The sequence below is a fragment of the Paracoccus sp. FO-3 genome (assembly GCF_006386455.1).
Classification (GTDB): domain Bacteria; phylum Pseudomonadota; class Alphaproteobacteria; order Rhodobacterales; family Rhodobacteraceae; genus Paracoccus; species Paracoccus versutus.
Genome location: NZ_VCBQ01000009.1, coordinates 64,991 through 83,941, shown reverse-complemented (window position 1 = coordinate 83,941; position 18,951 = coordinate 64,991). Strand labels below are relative to the sequence as shown.

21 protein-coding genes are annotated in these 18,951 nt (G+C 69.1%); 8 read left to right on the top strand and 13 right to left on the bottom strand.

Annotation, left to right across the window (positions count from 1 at the left end; translation table 11 throughout):
* Both FE811_RS04230 and FE811_RS04225 read left to right on the top strand, forming a co-directional pair.
* A partial coding sequence (locus tag FE811_RS04230) for a LytTR family DNA-binding domain-containing protein (RefSeq protein WP_219848865.1) occupies positions 1-457 on the top strand: 457 nt, incomplete at its 5' end.
* A 112-nt stretch (positions 458-569) separates the two neighbouring features.
* Positions 570-1,040, top strand: a complete 471-nt coding sequence (locus FE811_RS04225) for a MarR family winged helix-turn-helix transcriptional regulator (RefSeq protein WP_244295150.1) — start codon at positions 570-572, stop codon at positions 1,038-1,040.
* A gap of 16 nt (positions 1,041-1,056) precedes the next feature.
* Here FE811_RS04225 and FE811_RS04220 read toward each other — a convergent pair whose 3' ends face one another.
* The 6 genes from FE811_RS04220 to FE811_RS04195 all read right to left on the bottom strand — a co-directional run bounded on the left by FE811_RS04220 (position 1,057) and on the right by FE811_RS04195 (position 7,694).
* The gene (locus FE811_RS04220) at positions 1,057-3,018 is read right to left on the bottom strand and encodes a TonB-dependent siderophore receptor (RefSeq protein WP_116221833.1); all 1,962 of its coding nucleotides are present in this window, start codon (positions 3,016-3,018) and stop codon (positions 1,057-1,059) included.
* 102 nt (positions 3,019-3,120) lie between these two features.
* Positions 3,121-3,879 (bottom strand): ABC transporter ATP-binding protein, encoded by a 759-nt coding sequence (locus FE811_RS04215; RefSeq protein WP_114535171.1) that lies wholly within the window; start codon positions 3,877-3,879, stop codon positions 3,121-3,123.
* Positions 3,876-4,835, bottom strand: a complete 960-nt coding sequence (locus tag FE811_RS04210; RefSeq protein ID WP_116221834.1) for an iron chelate uptake ABC transporter family permease subunit — start codon at positions 4,833-4,835, stop codon at positions 3,876-3,878. The genes FE811_RS04215 and FE811_RS04210 overlap by 4 nt, the downstream gene beginning before the upstream one ends.
* Complete coding sequence (locus FE811_RS04205; RefSeq protein WP_116221835.1) at positions 4,825-5,781, bottom strand: ABC transporter permease; 957 nt, start codon at positions 5,779-5,781, stop codon at positions 4,825-4,827. Before FE811_RS04205 ends, FE811_RS04210 begins: the two co-directional genes overlap by 11 nt.
* 1 nt (position 5,782) lies before the next feature.
* The gene (locus tag FE811_RS04200; RefSeq protein ID WP_116221836.1) at positions 5,783-6,688 is read right to left on the bottom strand and encodes a siderophore ABC transporter substrate-binding protein; all 906 of its coding nucleotides are present in this window, start codon (positions 6,686-6,688) and stop codon (positions 5,783-5,785) included.
* Positions 6,689-6,788: 100 nt separating this feature from the next.
* Entirely contained in the window at positions 6,789-7,694 is a 906-nt protein-coding gene (locus FE811_RS04195) for a LysR family transcriptional regulator (RefSeq protein ID WP_036749878.1), read from the bottom strand.
* A gap of 93 nt (positions 7,695-7,787) precedes the next feature.
* On the opposite strand from FE811_RS04195, the gene FE811_RS04190 reads away from it, so the two are divergent.
* Positions 7,788-8,228, top strand: coding sequence for a PACE efflux transporter (locus FE811_RS04190; RefSeq protein ID WP_072463557.1), 441 nt, complete (start codon positions 7,788-7,790; stop codon positions 8,226-8,228).
* On the opposite strand, the gene FE811_RS04185 is transcribed toward FE811_RS04190, so the two are convergent.
* Positions 8,225-9,109 (bottom strand): LysR substrate-binding domain-containing protein, encoded by an 885-nt coding sequence (locus FE811_RS04185; RefSeq protein WP_114535174.1) that lies wholly within the window; start codon positions 9,107-9,109, stop codon positions 8,225-8,227. The genes FE811_RS04190 and FE811_RS04185 overlap by 4 nt on opposite strands.
* 104 nt (positions 9,110-9,213) lie before the next feature.
* On the opposite strand from FE811_RS04185, the gene FE811_RS04180 reads away from it, so the two are divergent.
* A complete protein-coding gene (locus FE811_RS04180; protein WP_036749884.1) occupies positions 9,214-9,471 on the top strand; it encodes a DUF1127 domain-containing protein in 258 nt (85 codons plus the stop codon).
* Positions 9,472-9,554: 83 nt separating this feature from the next.
* Here the strand turns inward: FE811_RS04180 and FE811_RS27345 are convergent, their stop codons facing one another.
* The 6 genes from FE811_RS27345 to FE811_RS04160 form a co-directional block, all read right to left on the bottom strand.
* Complete coding sequence (locus FE811_RS27345; protein ID WP_157034044.1) at positions 9,555-9,719, bottom strand: hypothetical protein; 165 nt, start codon at positions 9,717-9,719, stop codon at positions 9,555-9,557.
* 212 nt (positions 9,720-9,931) lie between these two features.
* Positions 9,932-10,087: a hypothetical protein gene (locus FE811_RS27340; RefSeq protein ID WP_166435514.1), complete on the bottom strand. Its 156-nt coding sequence runs from the start codon at positions 10,085-10,087 to the stop codon at positions 9,932-9,934.
* 146 nt (positions 10,088-10,233) lie between these two features.
* A complete protein-coding gene (locus tag FE811_RS04175; protein ID WP_116221838.1) occupies positions 10,234-11,751 on the bottom strand; it encodes a tripartite tricarboxylate transporter permease in 1,518 nt (505 codons plus the stop codon).
* A gap of 3 nt (positions 11,752-11,754) precedes the next feature.
* A complete protein-coding gene (locus FE811_RS04170) occupies positions 11,755-12,249 on the bottom strand; it encodes a tripartite tricarboxylate transporter TctB family protein (protein WP_036749888.1) in 495 nt (164 codons plus the stop codon).
* Positions 12,246-13,187, bottom strand: a complete 942-nt coding sequence (locus FE811_RS04165; RefSeq protein WP_036749889.1) for a tripartite tricarboxylate transporter substrate binding protein — start codon at positions 13,185-13,187, stop codon at positions 12,246-12,248. The genes FE811_RS04170 and FE811_RS04165 overlap by 4 nt, the downstream gene beginning before the upstream one ends.
* Before the next feature lie 172 nt (positions 13,188-13,359).
* Complete coding sequence (locus FE811_RS04160; RefSeq protein ID WP_244295152.1) at positions 13,360-14,439, bottom strand: ABC transporter substrate-binding protein; 1,080 nt, start codon at positions 14,437-14,439, stop codon at positions 13,360-13,362.
* 77 nt (positions 14,440-14,516) lie between these two features.
* Here FE811_RS04160 and FE811_RS04155 point away from each other — a divergent pair, with 77 nt between their 5' ends.
* From FE811_RS04155 to FE811_RS04140, 4 genes are all read left to right on the top strand, one after another.
* Positions 14,517-15,188: a response regulator transcription factor gene (locus tag FE811_RS04155; RefSeq protein ID WP_036749890.1), complete on the top strand. Its 672-nt coding sequence runs from the start codon at positions 14,517-14,519 to the stop codon at positions 15,186-15,188.
* Positions 15,185-16,615: a sensor histidine kinase gene (locus FE811_RS28615; protein ID WP_116221840.1), complete on the top strand. Its 1,431-nt coding sequence runs from the start codon at positions 15,185-15,187 to the stop codon at positions 16,613-16,615. Before FE811_RS04155 ends, FE811_RS28615 begins: the two co-directional genes overlap by 4 nt.
* Positions 16,616-16,749: 134 nt before the next feature.
* Entirely contained in the window at positions 16,750-17,844 is a 1,095-nt protein-coding gene (locus tag FE811_RS04145) for a DUF475 domain-containing protein (RefSeq protein WP_116221841.1), read from the top strand.
* Between the two features lie 92 nt (positions 17,845-17,936).
* Positions 17,937-18,878 (top strand): hypothetical protein, encoded by a 942-nt coding sequence (locus FE811_RS04140; RefSeq protein ID WP_072463577.1) that lies wholly within the window; start codon positions 17,937-17,939, stop codon positions 18,876-18,878.
* Positions 18,879-18,951 lie beyond the last annotated feature (73 nt).

Genomic DNA, 18,951 nt, shown 5'->3' with positions numbered 1-18,951 from the left:
CCCGCAGCCGCCCGAGGCGCCGCAGGCTGCACCGCTGCCGGCGCCGATGACGCGTCACCTGCCGGTGCCGATACTGCGGCAGCCGCCGCGGCCGCCGCAGCCGCCGGTGCCGCCTCCGCCCCGCGCGGTGCGATTCGGCAGCTACAGCTGGCCCATCACCGCCCTGCGGCTGATCCGGGCCGAGGAGCATTACATCCGCGTCGTCACCAAGGAGCAGGAGGTGCTGGTGCGCTATCGCCTGTCGGACGCGGTCACGCAACTGCCCGAGGATGCGGGGATGCGGGTGCATCGCTCTTATTGGCTGAGCTACGACGCCATCGTCGAGCATGCGCCGCTGCCCGACAGCCGGCTGCTGCTGACGCTGTGGAACGGGACCACCGTCACCGTGCCCCGCGCCCACCGCAAGCGGCTGGAGGCGGCCTTTGCGGCGCGGCGGCAGGCGACGGGCCAGGGCTGATGCGGGCGCCCGCGGGCCGGGCCCGGCGCGGGAAGGGGGCGGTTGGCATGGCCCCGTGTTCTCGACTAGGCAGGGGCAGCCGACGCCATTCCTCCGGGAGCTTGCCCTGACCGTGACGACCAACTCCGACGCCCAGCCGCAATTCGGCGACGACGACCCGCGGACCGCCTATAACCGGGTCTTCTTCGCCATCCTGCGCATCCATCGCACCCTGATGCCGCAGATCGAGAAGGCGCTGCGCGAGGTCGGCATCGCCGACCCGATCTGGTACGAGATCCTGCTGGCCACCGAGGAGGCGGGCGAGGCCGGCGTGCAGATGCAGGTGCTGGAGCGGCGGCTTTTCGTGCCGCAATATGCGCTGTCGCGCCATGTCGCCCGGATCGAGAAGGCGGGCCTGATCCGGCGCGCCGCGGCGGGTGGCGCCGGGCGCGGGCAGATCCTTTACATCGCCGAGGCGGGCAGGGGCCTGCCGGCGCGGATCTGGCAGATCTATGTCGACAAGATCCAGTCCGCCTTCGCCCCCGCCCTGACCACGGACGAGGCCTATGACCTGGTGCGGGTGCTGAACCGGCTTTACCGCTGACCGGCGGGACGGCCCGTCAGAACCGTTTCGTCGCCACCAGCGAAAGGGTGCGCCCCGGCTCGCGCAGCGGGGTGACGGTGGCATAGTCGCCGCCATAGGTGGCGCGGTCGGCGTAATCCTTGTCGAAGAGATTCGCGACCTCGGCCCGCAACACCAGCCCCGGCACCGCGGTCGGCGCGTATTCCGCGAACAGGTTCAGCACGGCATAGCCGGGGATGGTGCGGTCGGAATCGCCCTCGATGCGGTCGTATTTCGCCGCCGCCTCGATGCTGCCGCCATAGGTGAAGGGGCTGCCCAGCGGCGTGTGCTGCGCCTCGATGGAAAACACCCGGCCCAGCGGCGCGCCGAAATCCAGCGCCTGGTAGCTGGAGGCCGGGTCGCCGTTCACGCTGACCCGGCTGTCCGACATGCTGGCGCGCAGATAGCCGCCGTCCCAGCCATAGCCCAGGCCCAGGTTGTAGCCCCGGCTTTCGAAGTCGAAATTCTCGATGCCGGCATAGGCCCCGCCGCGGGCGTTGTCGACCTGGGTCAGGAACAGCTCGCCATCCAGCCGCAGGTCGCCGGCCTGATAGTCGAAGCCCAGCGTATAGTTGCGCGCGCGCGCCGGCCGCAGCACGTCGTAGTCCCAGGCGCCGTTGAAGATGTAGTTGTCCTCGATGGCGATGCCGCCGAAGACGGTCGAGGCCCCGGCGCGCAGCACCAGCGCATCGGTGACGCCATAGGCGACCGAGGCATTGCCGCTGAAGCCGGAGTTCCGGTCCTTCCAGCCGCTGGTGCCGGTAAACTCCTGCCGGTCCCAGCGCAGGCCGAAGGACAGGTCCAGCCGCTCGACCGGCTCGAGCCGGGCCTGGGCGTAAAGCCCGATGTTGCGGGCGTTCTCGTCCAGCGCACTGGCGGGATCGCTGTAGGTGCTTGAACGGTCGTACCAGTCGATCCCCGCCGTCACGCTGTCGGCGTCGTTCAGGTGGAAGCGGTTCTCCAGCTTGGCCGAGAAGGTGTCGCTGTCGCCTTTGCTGACATAGGGCGGCGCAGCGGTCGGCTGGTCGACGTGCACCCGGCTTTCCGAGCGGCCGATGACGAATCGGGGATCCCAGAAGCCCTCGGCCTGGGTGTTTTCATAGGACAGCGACCAGCTGGTTCGGGTGGTGTCGTAGCGGCGCAGTTCGGGGACCGGGCTGCCGCCCTCGATATGGCCGATGTTGGCGCGATAGGGGCGCAGCGCATCGTCGTGCAGCCGCTGGCCGGACAGCTCGATCCGGTGGCCATCGGGCGTCTCGTAGGCCAGCTTCAGCAGCGCGCTTTGCAGGTCGGCGGCCGAGCCGGTGATCCTGTCGCCGCCGGCGGCCTTGTAGTCGTCGCCGGTCGCGGATTTCAGATAGCCCAGCCATTCGAAGCCGCCCGCCTGCCCGGCCAGCGTCGCCGCACGGCCGAAGGTCCGGCCGTTGTCGCCATAGGACAGGCGGATGTTGCCGCCGAAGCTGCGCCCGTCCTCGAGGATGTCGGCGGCGTCCACCGTCTCCATCACCACGGCGCCGGCGACGGCATGCGGGCCGGCATCCGCCGCCGCCACGCCGGCATCGACGCGGACGAATTTCAGCAGGCCGGGGTCGATGGCATTGGCGCTGACATGGTGGAAGGCGCGGTTGTTCTGTTCGACCCCGTCCACCGTCACCGACAGGTTCAGCATGTCCACGCCGTTGATGAAGATCTTTTGCGCCACCGGGATCGCGCCCCCGACCGAGACCGAGGCGATGCCGGTGAACAGATCCTTCAGATCGCCCATCCGCGCCCGCTCCAGCTCGGCCGCAGCGACATATTGGCTGGCGCCGCGGTCGGCGGCGCTGCCGTCGGCATCCAGCGCCTGCAGGGTGATCGGGTCCAGCAGGACCACTGTCTCTGCCGTCTCCTGGGCCGCGGCGGGCAGGGCAAGCGCCGCGGTGGCGGCCATGATCAGGCGGGGGGAAAAGGGTGCGGCCATCAGCAAGCTCCGTTCCGGGAAAGGCTGGCTGAGGCCCGCGGCCCTGGCTTTTCCACCGCCGGATAGCGGTTCCGGTTCAAACATGCAACTGCATGTTTAGACTCATCCGTAGAAAAGCGCGATGCGTTGCCCGTCGATCTCGCGCACGGCGATCTGCATCTCGTAAAGCTCGCCCAGCAGGTCGGGGGTGACGATCTGGGCCGGGGTGCCGGCGGCGAAGATGCGGCCCTGCCGCATGGCGACGATGCGGTCGGAATGGCACGAGGCGAAGTTGATGTCGTGCAGCACCACGATCACCGTCTTGCCCAGTTCCCGCGCGGCGCTGGCCAGCAGCCGCATCATCGCCTGGGCGTGCTTCATGTCCAGGTTGTTCAGCGGCTCGTCCAGCAGCAGATAGTCGGTGTCCTGCGCCAGCACCATGGCGACGAAGGCACGCTGGCGCTGCCCGCCCGACAGCTGGTCGATGAAGCGGTCGGCCAGCGGCGCCAGCTCCAGATAGTCCAGCGCCCGGTCGATGGCGGCGCGGTCCTGGGGCGTCAGCCGGCCGGCGGAATGCGGGAAGCGGCCGAAGCCCACCAGTTCGCGCACGGTCAGCCGGGCGACGAGGTGGTTTTCCTGCCGCAGGATCGCCAGCCGCCGCGCCAGCACCGGGCCGGGTGCGCGGGTCACGTCCAGCCCGTCCACCGTCACGCTGCCCGAATCCGGTGCGATCAGCCGGGCGATCAGCGACAGCAGCGTGGATTTCCCCGCCCCGTTCGGCCCGATCAGCGAAGTGATCCCGCCCCTTGGCAGGCTCAGCGACACGTCGTGCAGCACGGGTGTCGCGCCATAGCTCTTGCAGAGGTTGCTGATCTCGATCATCGGCGGCCCTTTCCGATCAATAGCGCGATGAAGGTGATGCCGCCGGCGAATTCGACCAGGATGCCAAGCGCGGTGTTGAAGGCAAAGACCCGCTCCAGCACGGTCTGGCCGCCGACCAGCAAGATGATGCCGACCAGCGAGGCGGCGGGCAGCAGGTAGCGATGCGCCGATTGCCCGACCGCCAGATGCGCCAGGCTGGCCGCGATCAGGCCGAAGAACAGCACCGGCCCGACCAGCGCCGCCGAGACCGCGACCAGGACCGAAACCGCCGCCAGCACCGAGAGCACCTCGGACCGCCAGCGGATGCCCAGGTTCACCGCCACCGGCCGGCCAAGCGCGATGACGTCCAGCCGCGACAGGCGCGGGACCAGCCACAGCGTCACCCCCGCGACCGCGGCGGCGGCGATGCCCAGGAGCGTCGGGGGGATGGTGCCGAAGCTGGCGAACAGCATGTCGGACAGCACCATGAACTCGTTCGGGTCCAGCAGGCGCTGAACGAATTCCGCCAGCATGCGCAGGAAGATGCCGAAGACCACGCCGATCAGCAGCAGGCGGTGCAGGCTGCGCTCTTCGCCGCCGAAAAGCCACAGGTAAAGCGCCATCGAGGCCCCGACCATCAGCAGGACGTTGAGGCCGAAGACCAGCCGCGGGTCCAGCCCCGCCACCGCGGCCGAGCCGAACAGCGCCACCAGCACGGTGCTGCACAGCACGAAAAGCGAATCGAAGCCCATGATCGCCGGGGTCAGGATGCGGTTCGCCGTCACGGTCTGGAACAGCACCGTCGAGCAGGCGACGGCATGGCCGACCAGCAGCAGGCCCAGCAGTTTCCTGCCGCGAAACGGCAGCACGAAGCCCCAGTTGCCGCGCGCGCCCAGCGTCATGAAGGCCAGGATCGCACTCAGGGCCAGCAGGCCCAGGACCAGCAGGGCCAGCCTGGCGCGGCGCTCATGCGGCACGGTCGCGGCTCCGCAGGATCAGGACCAGGAAGACGCCGCTGCCCAGCACGCCCAGCACCGTGCCCAGGGGCACCTCGTAGGGCGCGCGGATCACCCGGCCCAGGATGTCGCAGGCCAGGACCAGCGCCGCGCCCGAGACCGCGACCCAGGGCACCGCCCGGCGCATGTTGTCGCCAAGCGCCAGGCTGACGATGTTCGGCACGATCAGCCCCAGGAAGGGGATCATCCCCACCGTCACCACCACGACCGCCGTGACCAGCGCGACGATGGCCAGCCCCAGCGCCACCACCCGCCCATGCGCAAGGCCCAGCGAGCTGGCGATGTCCCGGCCCAGCCCGGCGACGGTAAAGCGGTTTGCGGCCAGCCAGGCAAGGGCGGCCATGGCCGCGCCCAGCCACAAGAGTTCATAGCGGCCGCGCAGCACGCCCGACAGGTCGCCCTGGGTCCAGGCCAGCACGGTCTGGATCAGGTCGAAGCGATAGGCGACAAAGGCGGTGCCGGCATAGATCACCCCGCTCAGCAGGATGCCGACCAGCGGCACCAGCATCGGGTCGCGCAGCGGCACGCGGCGCAGGATGGCCAGGAACAGCGCCGTGCCCGCCATGGCAAAGCCCGCGCCGGCGGCCATCTTGGCGATGATCGGCGCGCCGGGCGCGACCAGCGTCATCACCAGCAGCCCCAGCCCCGCCGATTCCATCGTGCCGGTATTGGCCGGCTCGACGAAGCGGTTGCGGATCACGATCTGCGTCAGCAGCCCGGCGATCGCCATCGAGGCGCCCGACAGCAGCAGGGCCAGCATCCGCGGCAGCCGGCTTTCGACCAGCACCAGCCAGTCGAGCTCCTGCCCCGCCAGGATGCCGCGCAGGCTGACATGGGACACGCCGACGAACAGGCTTGCCAGCGCAAGCCCGGCGGTCAGGGCCACCGCTGCCGCAAGCCGGGACATCTCAGGATCGCGCCGCCAGCGCCTCGGTCAGCTGGTCCAGCAGCCGGTTCAGCGCGGTATAGCCGCCGAAGGCGATATAGGCGGCATGCGGGTCCAGATGCACGACATGCCCGTCCCGCACCGCCCTGGTCCGCGCCATCAGCGGATTGTCCAGCGCGGCGCGGGCGCCCGCGCCCGCCTCGCCCACGCCGGCATCGCGGTCGATGACGAAGATCCAGTCGGGGTCGCGTTCCAGGATATATTCGAACGAGATCACGTCGCCGCCGTGGAAGCGGTCGTCGATGTCCGGGGCGACGGTGGCAAAGCCCAGCTGGCTGTGGATCCAGCCCACCCGCGACTTGGGCCCATAGGCGCCCAGCTTGCCGCCGTTCGTGACCAGGATCAGCGCGGTTCCGGCCTTCGGCGCGATTTCCTTCAGATGCGCGATCTTGGCGTCCAGCGCCTCGACCATCCGGGCCGCCTGCTCGGGCTTGCCGAAGATCCGGCCCAGCGTCTCGACATTGCCGCGGACCGAGGTGAAGAGGTCGTCGCCCAGGCTCAGGTCCACGGTCGGCAGGATCCGCGACATTTCCGCATAGGCCGGTGCGGTGCGGGTGCCGACGATCATCAGCGCGGCGTCCGAGGCGGCGATGGCCTCGTAATCCGGCTCGAAGATCGTGCCGACCTTGGGCAGGGGGTCGGCATAGTCCTGCAGGTAATCCGGCAGGTTGCTGCCCAGCACGCCGGCCGGCTGCGCGCCCAGGGCATGGGCGATGTCCAGCGCGTTGATGTCCAGGATCAGCACCTTTTCGGGCGGCGCCGGCAGAACCGTTTCGCCCTGGGAATGGGCGATGGTCATCGGCTGGGCCCAGGCCGCGGCCCCCAGGACAAGCGCCGTTGCGGTCGCTGCGATCAATCTGCCAAACATCCCTGCCTCCTGCGGATCGTCGGGCGCAGGTAAATGCCCGGCGGGGACGGGGTCAAGCTTTGACCTTGGGTTTTTATCGGGATTGCCGGGCGCGCGGCCGCTAGACCGCGTCCCGGCCCGGCAGGCCGTTGATCCGCATGGCGGCAAAGCGCTCGCGCAGCCAGCGCGCGGCGGGGCCGCTGGGGCGCTGCTTGTGCCAGACCAGTTCCAGCGCCACCGGCCAGTCGGCGCCGTCGAATTGCAGCGGCGGCGTCACCAGCTCGTCGCGGACCGGAGAGTTGTCGATGATATGGTCCGGGACCAGCGCCCAGCCGATGCCCTGCCGGACCATTTGCAGGATCACCCAGTGGCTTTCGACCCACCAGACCTCGGCCGCCGTGCGCAGGCGCTGCTTTTCCGGCCCCTCGCTGCGCACCGCCACCATCAGCTGGCGGTGGCGCTTGAGTTCCTCCCAATCGACCAGCGTGTTCGCCAGCGGGTGGTCCTTGCCGCAGACCAGCTTCAGGGGCACCCAGCCCAGGGTGTGAAAGGCGATCTCGGTCGGCAGGATTTCCTGGCGCCACATCACGCCGATGTCGGCCTTGCCGTCCAGCACCAGCCGGCTGACGTCCTCCATCATCGGGAACAGCAGCTCCAGCTCGACATGCGGGAAATGCGCGGCGAAATCGGCGAAAAGCGTGGCCAGCGGCTGTTCGGGGTAAAGCTCGTCGATGGCGACGGCCAGCCGATGCTCGACATGCGCAGTCAGGCTGGCGGCGACGCCGATCAGGTGTTCGCGGCGGTCCAGCACCACCCTGGCCTCGGCCAGCAGCCGCTCGCCCGCCGGGGTCAGCACCGGGTTGCGCCCCTCGCGGCTGAACAGCGCGACGCCCAGGTCGTCCTCCAGGTTCGAGACCTGGGTGCTGATCGCGGATTGCGCCTTGCGCAGCGCCCGCCCCGCGGCCGAGAACGAGCCGTGCTGCGCGGCGGCGACGAAAGCTTCCAGCTGGTCCAGCGATACGGTCATCGATCCATCTCGTTTTCAGATGGAAGCTAACTTTGCTCTGCTGAGAATCAAGATAGAAACGGCGCAACACGCAACAACGGAAAGATTCGGACCATGACGATGCGCAGTTTCCCCGACCGGGTGCGGCATGCGCTGATGTTCGAGACCATCGGACTGGCCATCATCACCCCGGCGACGGCCTGGCTTTACGACAAGCCGCTGCTCGACATGGGCGTGGTGGGCGTGGGGGCGGCGACGCTGGCGACGGTCTGGACCTTTGTCTTCAACCTGGGCTTCGACCATGCGATGCGCTGGCTGCACGGCCATACCCGCAAGGCGCTGCATCACCGGCTGCTGCATACCCTGCTGTTCGAGGGCGGCCTGCTGGTCATGCTGCTGCCGCCGATGGCCTGGTACCTGGGCATGACGCTGTGGCAGACGCTGCTGCTCGACCTGTTCATCGTGGCCTTCTACCTGGTCTATAACTTCGTCTTCAACATCGCCTATGACCGGATTTTCCCGCTGCCCGACATGCCGCGCGGGCAGCCGGCCTAGCCGGGATCGCGGGCGATCTCGTCCAGCAGGAAGGCGCGGAACTTGCGGATGCTGGGGCGGTTGCGGCGGCCGGTGGGATAGACCAGCCAATAGCTGCGGCCGTTCTGCGCCACCAGCGGGAAGGGCTGGATCAGCCCGCCGGTCGCCAGCTCGAAGCGAAAGAAGCGCGGCGTCAGCAGCGCGACGCCATAACCCTCCAGCGCCGCCCGCGCCTCGTGCAGGTCGGTCGAAAGCGTCAGGCCGGGCTTGGGCGGGATTTCCCAGAAATCGACGCCGGCCTCGCGCATCCAGACCGCCCAGTTCGGGTCCACCCGGTCCAGCAGCGGCAGCTTCAGCAGGTCGGCCGGTTCGCGCAATTCGTGCTTTTTTGCCAGTTCGGGCGACAGCATGGGCGTGTATTCGATGGGCATCAGGCAATGCGCCTCGAGGCCCGGCCAGCCGCCCTCGCCGGCGCGGATCGCGACGGTGATGTCCTCGCGCCCGAAATCGACCAGGTTGTCGGCGGTCTCTAGCCGCACGGCCAGGTTCGGGTGGTTCATCTGGAACTTGCCCAGCCGCGGCGACAGCCACGCCCCGGCAAAGGTCGGCACGGTCGAGATCGACAGGGTCGAGACCGAATCCGCCGAAGGGTCGGCATAAGCCTCGCGCAGCATGTCGAAGGCGTCGATGGTGGGGCGGGCGAACAGCGCCCCGGTCTCGGTCAGCACGATGCCGCGCGGCTTGCGCAGGAACAGCGGCGTCGCCAGCCGCTCCTCGAGCAGGCGGATCTGGTAGCTGACGGCGGCCTGGGTCATGCCCAGTTCCTCGGCGGCGCGGGTAAAGCTCAGGTGCCGCGCCACCGCCTCAAAGGCGCGCAGGGCGGCGAGAGGGGGGATGGACATAAGGCTGCCTTATGGGTGCTTGCCGAGGCTTTGTTGGTCAAACCGGCGCCAGACTAGCATGATCGCGTCATGGATCAACCATGACCACTGAAAGGAGGGCTGAAATGTCCGACCATCCTGCATGCGACCGTGAACGCCCTTTCCTGCCGATCCTGTCGCGGCTGTTCGCCATGCTGCGTGGCGATAAGCCCAGCCTATCGCCCTGCCTGGACCGGATGGCGGCGTTGGATCATCCGGCGACGCGCAAGGCGCTGGCCGACCTGCCCGAGCATCTGTTGCGCGACATCGGCGTGGCCGACACGCGCAGCGATGCGGCCGCCCCCTCGCAGGAAGGCGACGCGCTACGCCGTCATCTGTGGTAAACCAGCCTGTGCCGCGCGCCCCTGATGCACCGGGTGCGCGGCAGTCGCATGCCGGTGCCTGACTTGTCCGCGAGGCGCCGGCGTCAGCCCGTATCGGATCTGCAGCGCGCCAGGGCCAGGACGAAGACCGTCGCCACGCCCGATCCGGCATAGAGCGCCAGGCTGCTGACCAGGCCGCAAATTCCGAACAGGCATCCTGCCAGGGCGGAAAGCGTCGCCACCAGCATCGAAACGATCAGGATGCCCATGCAGAACCGCACCCGCCGCGCAGGTCAGTCGAGGGTGCGGGAATTTTTCGTGCCGGTCGCCGCCTGTCGTTTCTTTCCATACCTGTCTGCACTGATTCGCGTATCTACGAAGCAGACTATATAGACAAAATCCTGACGGTATCCTGATAAAAGCGTCGAAACGCATCAGGGGCGTTTCGACGCAGGGGCAGGCGCGGCCTGCCCGACCCGGATCAGAGGTGGATCGCGGCGAATTTCGTCTCGTCGATGCCCAGGCGGCGCAGGTCGGCTGCGGCGGGACGGCGGTGCGCTTCGGCCGCCGAGGCGACGGCGATGGCGGCCCGCAGGGTCGAAAGGGCCGAGGTGAGGGAATGATAAGCGCGGTGCATTTTTCTGCCTGTCTTCTAGGTTTCATCGAACATGTCGATGACAGACAGATGGGCTTCGCCCGGCCTTTCTGCAACGCGGCAAAACGGCAAGGCGGCCATGACGCCAGCACATGGCGGGCCCGGCCCTTGTCGGGCCGGGCGGCGGGTCAGTCCTCTTCGCCGGCCAGCTGGCTCAGCACCTCGCCCTTGCCGCGGGCGCGCAGGATCAGCGGCACGATCAGCGCCAGTGCGGCGATGCCCAGAAGCACCGCGGCGATGGGCGATTGCACCAGCGTCGTCCAGTCGCCCTGGCTGATCGCCAGCGCCCGGCGCAGCTGCTGCTCGGCCATCGGGCCCAGGATCAGGCCGACGACGATCGGCGCGATCGGATAGCCGAAAAGCCGCATCACATAGCCCAGCACGCCAAAGCCCAGCAGCATCCCCAGCTCGAAGGCCGAGGGGTTGGCGCCGATGGTGCCCAGCGTCGCGAACAGCAGGATGCCGGCGTAAAGCCAGGGCTTCGGCACCGTCAGCAGCTTCACCCACAGCCCGATCAGCGGCAGGTTCAGCACCAGGAGCATGGCGTTCGCGATCAGCAGGCTGGCGATCAGCCCCCAGACCAGCGTCGGGTTGGTGGCGAACAGCAGCGGGCCGGGCTGCAGCCCGAACTGCTGGAAGCCGGCCAGCATGATTGCCGCCGTGGCCGAGGTCGGCAGGCCCAGCGTCAGCAGCGGCACCAGCGTGCCGGCCGCGCTGGCGTTGTTCGCGGCCTCGGGGCCGGCGACGCCCTCGATGGCGCCGTTGCCGAATTCCTCGGGATGCTTGGTCAGCTTCTTCTCGGTGGCATAGGACAGGAAGGTGCCGATCTCGGCCCCGCCCGCCGGCATGGCGCCGATGGGAAAGCCGATGAAGGTGCCGCGCAGCCAGGGCTTCCACGACCGCGCCCAGTCGCGGCGGCTCATCCAGATCGAGCCCTTGACGGCCGTCACCTCGTCCTCGACCTGCAGGCGCTGGCCGGCGATGAACAGCGCCTCGCCCAGGGCGAACATGGCGACGGCCATGGTCGTCACCTCGATCCCGTCCAGCAGCTCGGGCACGCCGAAGGACAGCCGCGCCTGGCCGGTCAGCTGGTCGATGCCGACGCAGGCCAGCGCCAGTCCCAGGAACAGCGATGTCAGCCCGCGCAGCGCCGAATCGCCGAAGGCGGCCGAGACGGTGACGAAGGCCAGCACCATCAGCGCGAAATATTCGCGCGGGCCGAAGACCAGCGCCACCTTGACGATCCAGGGCGCAAGGAAGGCCAGCAGCAGCGTCGCGATCAGCCCGGCGATGAACGAGCCGATGGCGGCGGTGGCCAGCGCCGGCCCGCCGCGGCCCTTGCGGGCCATCTTGTTGCCTTCCAGCGCGGTGATGATCGAGGCGCTTTCGCCCGGCGTGTTCAGCAGGATCGAGGTGGTCGAGCCGCCATACATGCCGCCGTAATAGATGCCGGCGAACATGATGAGCGAGCCGGCCGGATCCAGCCGGTAGGTCACGGGCAGCAGAAGCGCCACGGTCAGCGCCGGGCCGATGCCGGGCAGCACGCCGACCGCGGTGCCCAGCGTCACGCCGATCAGCGCGTAAAGCAGCATCATCGGGTCGGCGGCGGTGCCGAGCCCCTGCATCAGGAATTCGAATGCGCTCATGGCTCAGCCCCGCGGAAAGACCAGATGCTCAAGCGGCCCGGCGGGCAAATGCAGCATCAGAAGTTGCGAGAAGATCGCCCAGACCACGAAGGCGAAGACGATGCCGATGGGGATCGTCATCGCCAGGTTGCGCTTGCCGAAGGCCCGCGCGGTAAAGGCGAAGAGGATGCCCGTGGCGATGGAAAAGCCCGCGACATGCAGCAGCATCAGCTGCGCGGCCAGGCCCGCGACGATCCACAGGACCGGCACGGCGTTCTGCGGCGGGCGCTGGGGGAAATCGCCGCGCAGCGCCTCGATGGCGGTCCAGGCGGCCAGGCCGATCAGCGCGAAGCCCACGACGCGCGGCACGCTGGCGGGGCCCACGCCGGAATAGCCGCCCAGGTCGGCCAGGCGCGCGCTGTCCCACAGCATCACGCCGCCGACCGCCACCAGCCCGGCGGCGATGATCAGCGCCGCCGTATCACGGCGGCGCGGCGGTTCGTGGCGGTTGCCGCTCATTTCACCAGACCGATGTCCTTGAGGATCGCCTCGGTCGAGGTGACGTCCTGTTCAAGCTGGGCCTCGAAGTCCGGGCCGGCCAGGTAGGTGTCCATCCAGCCCTTGTCCGAAAGCTGCTTTTGCCAGTTTTCCGACTTGGCCATCTTCTCGATGTCGGCGGTGACCTTGGCCTTCTGCTCGTCCGACAGGCCCGGCGCGGCGGCGACCATGCGCCAGTTCTCCAGCGTCACGTCCAGCCCGGCCTCTTGCAGGGTGGGCGCATCGACGCCCTCCAGCCGCTCGGGCGAGGTCACGGCCAGAAGGCGCAGCGTGCCGGCCTGGATCTGGGCCTCGAACTCGCCCAGCGAGGAAATGCCCGCCGTCACCTGGTTGCCCAGGATCGCCGCCAGGGCCTCGCCGCCGCCGGAATAGGCGATGTAGTTGATCTTGGTCGGATCGACGCCGGCCGCCTTGGCGATCAGGCCCACGGCGATATGGTCGGTGCCGCCGGCCGAGCCGCCGGCCCAGCTGACCGCGCCGGGATCGGCCTTCAGCGCCTCGATCAGCCCGGCGATGTCCTGGATGGGCGAGGCGGCGGGAACCACGATCGCCTCGTATTCGCCGGTCAGCCGGGCGATGGGGGTCACGTCCTTGAGCGAGACGGGCGAGTTGTTGGTCAGGATCGCCCCGACCATGACATAGCCGCCGACGATCAGCGTATCGGGGTTGCCCTTGTTCTGGCTGGCGAATTGCGCCAGGCCGATGGTGCCGCCGGCGCCGGGCACGTTCTGCACCTGCACCGATTTCGAGATGCCTTCCTCTTGCATCACGGTCTGCATGGTGCGGGCGGTCTGGTCCCATCCGCCGCCGGGGTTGGCCGGGGCGATGATGGTGTAATCGGCCATGGCCGGGACCGCGACGGCCCCCGCGAACAGGCTGGCGAGAACGAATTGCTTCATGGTCTTCCTCCGCATCGGCCGGACGCATCCGCGCCGGTCCCGTTATCCGCATTTTCTGGGTCTGGCCTGCATCTCTCCCGGAATGCAGGCGTCCTCCGCAAGCCCGCGCGCAGGCGGGCCCCGTGCCTTTCCAGCACAGAAAGCTGTCATGGACCTGACATCGCGGCGAAAATTATTCCCCGGCCAGCGCCTTGTTCCAGCGCGCCAGCAGCTTGGCCCGCGTCGCCTGGTCCAGATAGGCCAGAAGGCCGGGGCTGACCGGCACCGGCTTCAGCCGCAATCCCGCCAGATCCTGCATCCCGCCCGCGGGGCCGGGCTGGCCCGCGACCTCCAGGCTGACGGCCGAAAGCCGCAGGGTGCGCGACAGCAGGCTCTGCCCCTCGGGCGACATCAGGAAGGCCAGGAAATCCGTCCCCAGCCCCGGCTGGCGCGCCGCCGCCGGCACCAGCCCCACGCGCGAGACGACGACGGTGAAGTCGCGCGGCAGGATCACCCCCAGGTCGGGATGCCGCCGCGCCCAGTCCGCGGCGTAAGAGCCGAGCAGGTTGTAGCCGACCGCCAGCCGCCCGTCGGCGATCCGCTCCAGCAGCTCGGCCGAGGTGGGGAATTGCTGCACCCCCGCCCGGCCCATCGCCTGCACCACCGACCAGATGCCGGGATAAAGCTCCTGGTCGCGGGCCAGGAACAGATAGCCCACGCCCGAGCGCGCCACGTCATAGGTGCCGATCCGGCCCTGCGCCTCGGCCGGATGCTCGGCCATCCAGCGCATCAGGTCGGCGCGGGTGGCGGGCGGCGGATGATCGGCGAAGCTGGGCTTGTGATAGGCAAAGACCGCCGGCTCGAAGGTCAGCGCATAGGCGGTGTCGCGCCAGTTCGCCCAGCCGGGCCAGCCCGGCGTGTCCGGCGTTTCGACCGGGCGGGCGAAGCCGTCGTTCGCCAGCTTGACCTGCAGGTCCATGGCCGAGGAAAAGGCGAAATCCGCCGTGCCGCCGCCCGCCTGCGTCTCGGCGACGATGCGGTCGTGCAGCTGGGTCGTCAGCAGGTTCTCGTAGCGCACGGCGACGCGGGGATGGCGGCTCTGGAAGGCGGCGACCAGCGGCGCGGCCAGGTCGTCGTCGAGCGAGGAATAGACCGACAGCTCCTGCCCATCGCCCTGCGGGGCGGGAAACAGCGTCACCTGCGCCGATGCCGCGCCCGGCCACAGCGCGAGTGCGGCGGCGATGGCTGGCAAAAGGCGGGCGAGCGGGCGCATGATCGGCGACTTTGCCAAAGCGGCAGCCCGTTCACAAGCCCGCCGCGCCCCGCTAGGTTGCGGCCAAGGGGGGAACCATGCGCATCCTGCTTGTCGAGGACAATTTGTCGCTGGCCGAGGGGCTGACCGCGCTGCTGCGGCAATCGGGCTATGCGGTGGACGTGGTCCATGACGGCGCCTCGGCCGAGGCCCTGGCTGCGGCGGAAAGCTTCGACCTGGTGATCCTGGACCTGAACCTGCCGCAGATGGACGGGCTCGAGGTGCTGCGGGCGATGCGGGCGCGGCGCAATCCGGCGGCGGTGATGATCCTGACCGCGCGCGGCGCCCCCGAAGAGCGGGTGCGCGGCCTCGACCTTGGCGCCGACGACTATCTCATCAAGCCCTTCGACATCGGCGAGTTCGAGGCCCGCATCCGCTCGCTGCTGCGCCGCCAGGCGGGCTTGCGCAATTCCACCGTCAGCTTCGGCGACCTGGTGCTGGACCAGGCGGCGCGCAGCTTCCTGCTGGCGGGCCAGCCGCTGGACCTGCCGGCGCGGGAACGCGGGCTGCTGGAGCTGCTGATCATGCGCGCCGGCAAGGTGGTGGCGCGCGAATCGATCGTGCAATCGCTGACCTCGCTCGAGGACGACCTGTCCGCCAATGCCATCGAGCAATATGTCAGCCGGCTGCGCAAGCGACTGGCGCCCGCCGGGCTGACGGTCAGGACCGCGCGCGGCATCGGCTATTTCCTCGACCGGGCCTCGCCGTGATCCGGCGGCCGTTTTCCCTGCGCCGCCGGCTGCTGGGCTGGCTGCTCATGGGAACGCTGGCGCTGGGCACCGCCGCGCTGATCGACACCTGGCGCGAGGCGGTGCGCATGGCCAATGCGCTGGCCGACCGGGTGCTGGCCGGTTCGGCGCTGGTGATCGCCGAGCGCGCCTCGCTGGACGACCAGGGCCGCATCGCCATCGAGATCCCCTATGGCGCGCTGGAGATGCTGAGTTCGGCCGCGCAGGACCGGGTATTCTATCGCGTGGACGGTCCGCCCGGCCATATCGTCACCGGCTATGGCGACCTGCCGATGGCGCCGGCGCGGCCGGGGGGCGAGCCGGCCTATGCCGACGGCGTGTTCCGCGGCGAGCCGGTGCGGGTCGCCAGCCTGGCCCGCGCCGCCTCGACCGGCATCGACGAGGTGCCCTTCGTCGTCACCGTGGCCGAGACCACCAATGCCCGGCGCGAGCTGACGCGGGCGATCCTGATGCGCTCGGCCCTGCGGCTGGCGCTGATGATCGCGGGCGCGGCGCTGATCGTCTGGATCGCGGTGACGCTGTCCCTGCGCCCGCTTTACCGGCTGAGCGAAGAGATCGCCGCGCGCAACCCCGACGACCTGAGCCCGATCGAAACGCCGGTGCCGTCGGAGGTGCGCGGGCTGGTCGGCACGGTGAACGGCTTCATGCGGCGGCTGGGCGCGGCGCTGGACGGGATGCGCAACTTCACCGGCAATGCCGGGCACCAGCTGCGCACGCCGCTGACGGTGGTGCGCACCCAGCTGGCGCTGGCGGCGCGGGCCGCGACCCTGCCCGAGGCGCAGGCCGCCGCGGCCAAAGGCGACGCCGCCGTGGCCCATGCCGAGCGCATTCTGGCGCAGCTGCTGCTGCTGGCGCGGGTCGATACCGCCGAGGGCGCGGCGCTGGCCGCGCCGCTGGACCTGGCGGCGCTGGCCCGCGATCTGACCGCCGAGCATATCCCCGCCGCCGCCGAGGCCGGCATCGACCTGGGCTTCGAGGGCGAGGGGCCGGTGACGGTCCGGGCCGAGCCGCTGCTGATGGGCGAGGCGCTGAGCAACCTGATCTCGAACGCGCTGCTTCATGCGGGCCGCGCGGCGGTGGTGACGGTGCGCGTCGGGCGCGCGGGCGGCGACGCGGTGCTGGAGGTCGAGGACAACGGCCCCGGCATCCCGGCCGAGGCGCGTGCCGCCGCCGTCAGCCGATTCGCGCGGGGCGAGACCTCGGGGCCCGGCATGGGCCTGGGCCTGCCGGTGGCGCTGGAGATCGCCAGCCTGTTCGGCGGCCGGCTGACGCTGGACGAGGGCGCCGGCGGGCGCGGGCTTCTGGCGCGCATCACCCTGCCGGCGCTGGCGCGGGCCGGGTCCGTGCAAGAAAATGCCGGGATCGATACGGAACCCTTGCAATCGTGACCCGGATTCGCCATCTTTTGCGCGTTCGCGTCTTCGTGAACGCAGTTTGATGGCCGGGCCCCTCTGGCGGACGTGGCGGCACGTTCGTGATGTCGGCATCGATCTTTGACCAGCCGCCTGGATCTTGTTCTGACATGCAGCAAGGAAACAACCCGCCCTTGGGGGGCTCGACGAGTGGAACCCATCGTCCCACCCTGCAATATTTCAAATGGTCCTTCATCGTCACCGCGCTTGGCCTTGCGCTGGGCGCGTTGCTGGGATGGCAGACCACCGGAACCGTCGGCGGCACGCTGACGATCTTCTTCATCTGCGCCGTGCTGGCGGTGCTGGAAATCTCGCTTTCCTTCGACAACGCCATCGTCAACGCCAACAAGCTGAAAGAGATGACCCCGAAGTGGCAGCGCCGCTTCCTGACCTGGGGCATCCTGATCGCCGTCTTCGGCATGCGGATCGTCTTTCCGCTGCTCATCGTGGTCGTCGCGGCCAATATCGGCCCCTGGCAGGCGATGGTCCTGGCCGCAAGCCAGCCCGACGAATATTCGCGCATCATGCATGACGCGCACCTGCCCATCGCGGCCTTCGGCGGCACCTTCCTGATGATGGTCGGCCTGAGCTTCTTCTTCGACCATGAAAAGGACGTGCATTGGGTGCGCTGGCTGGAACATCGCATGCAGCGCTATGCCACCGTCCGCGGCATCGAGGTCGCGGTGGTGCTGGTCACGGTGCTGATCTTCTCGCGCTTCCTGGAAGGGGCCGATTCGCAGGTGTTCTTCCATTCCGCGATCTGGGGCCTTCTGACCTTCCTGCTGGTCGAGGTGCTGGGCGGCCTGCTGGACAGCTCGCAAGAGGCGCTGCAGGCCGGCGCCAAGGGCGGCATCGGCGCCTTCCTCTACCTGGAAGTGCTGGATGCCTCGTTCAGCTTCGACGGCGTGATCGGGGCCTTTGCGCTGACGCATAACCTGTTCGTCATCGCCATCGGCCTGGGCATCGGCGCCATGTATGTGCGCTCGATGACCATCATGCTGGTCGAGCGCGGCACCCTGGCCGAATACCGCTTTCTCGAACATGGCGCCTTCTATGCCATCATCGCGCTGTCGGTGATCATGTTCGTCCAGCCCCTGGTGCATATCCCCGAGGTCATCACCGGCCTGGGCGGCGCGACGCTGATCGGCATCTCGTTCTGGTCCTCGATCCGCTGGAACCGCAAGAACCACGCGGTCGAGGCGTAAGCCCCGCCCGACGGGACCGACACGGCCGCCGCCTTTCGGGGCGGCGGCCTTTTTGCTATCCCTGAGCCCGTGGTTCGGAACGAGGGATGGACATGCGTTACCTGCTTGCCCTGCTGGTCGTCGTCGCGGTGGCGGCGCTGTTCTATTGGCGCCATGCGCAAAGGGCCGGCGCCGCGCAGGACGACGGCGCCGACGTGCAGGCGCTTTACCAGGCCGGCCGGGCGCTGCCGCAGGGGCCGCTGCGGGTCTATCACCTGGGCCACAGCCTGGTCGGGCGCGACATGCCGGCGATGCTGGCGCAGCTGGCCGGGCAGGGGCACGACTATGCGTTGCAGCTGGGCTGGGGCACCGCGCTGCGCGAGCATTTCCAGGGCGGCGCGGCGATCAACGGCTTTGCCCAGGAAAACGCCACCCCCCGCTATCGCGACGCGCATCAGGCGCTGGCGAGCGGCGAATACGACGCCTTCGTCATGACCGAGATGGTGCGGCTGCAGGATGCGATCCAATACAAGGAAAGCCGCCTCTATGCCGGGAAATGGGCGGCCGAGGCGGCGGCGGGCAATCCGGCCGGGCAGGTCTTTCTTTACGAAAGCTGGCACGCGCTGGACGATCAGCCGGAATGGCTGTCGCGCCTGCCCGACGACCTGGAGACGATGTGGAAGCCCGGCCTGCTCTGGCCCGCCGCCCGCGCCGCCGGCAGGCCGGTCTGGCTGATCCCGGTCGGGCAGGTCATGGCCCGGCTGGTGGCCGAGGCCGAGGCCAGGGGCGGCATCGCCGAACTGCAATCGCGCGAGGATCTGTTCGCCCGCAGCCCGGACGGCACGCTGGACCCCATCCACCCCAACGACCTGGGCGTCTACCTGGTGGCGCTGACCCATTATGCGGTGCTTTACGGCCAAAGCCCGGTCGGCCTGCCGCATGCCTTGCTGCGCGCCGATGGCAGCCCCGCCGATGCGCCCTCGGCGGAACTGGCGCGGCGCATGCAGGAAGTGGTGTGGGAGGTGGTCAGCACCAACCCGCTGACCGGCTTGTGACCGCCAGGAATCCGAACGCTGTTTTTACGGATCGTTGAAAACATTTCGATTGATCCGGCGCGGGATTTGCCTT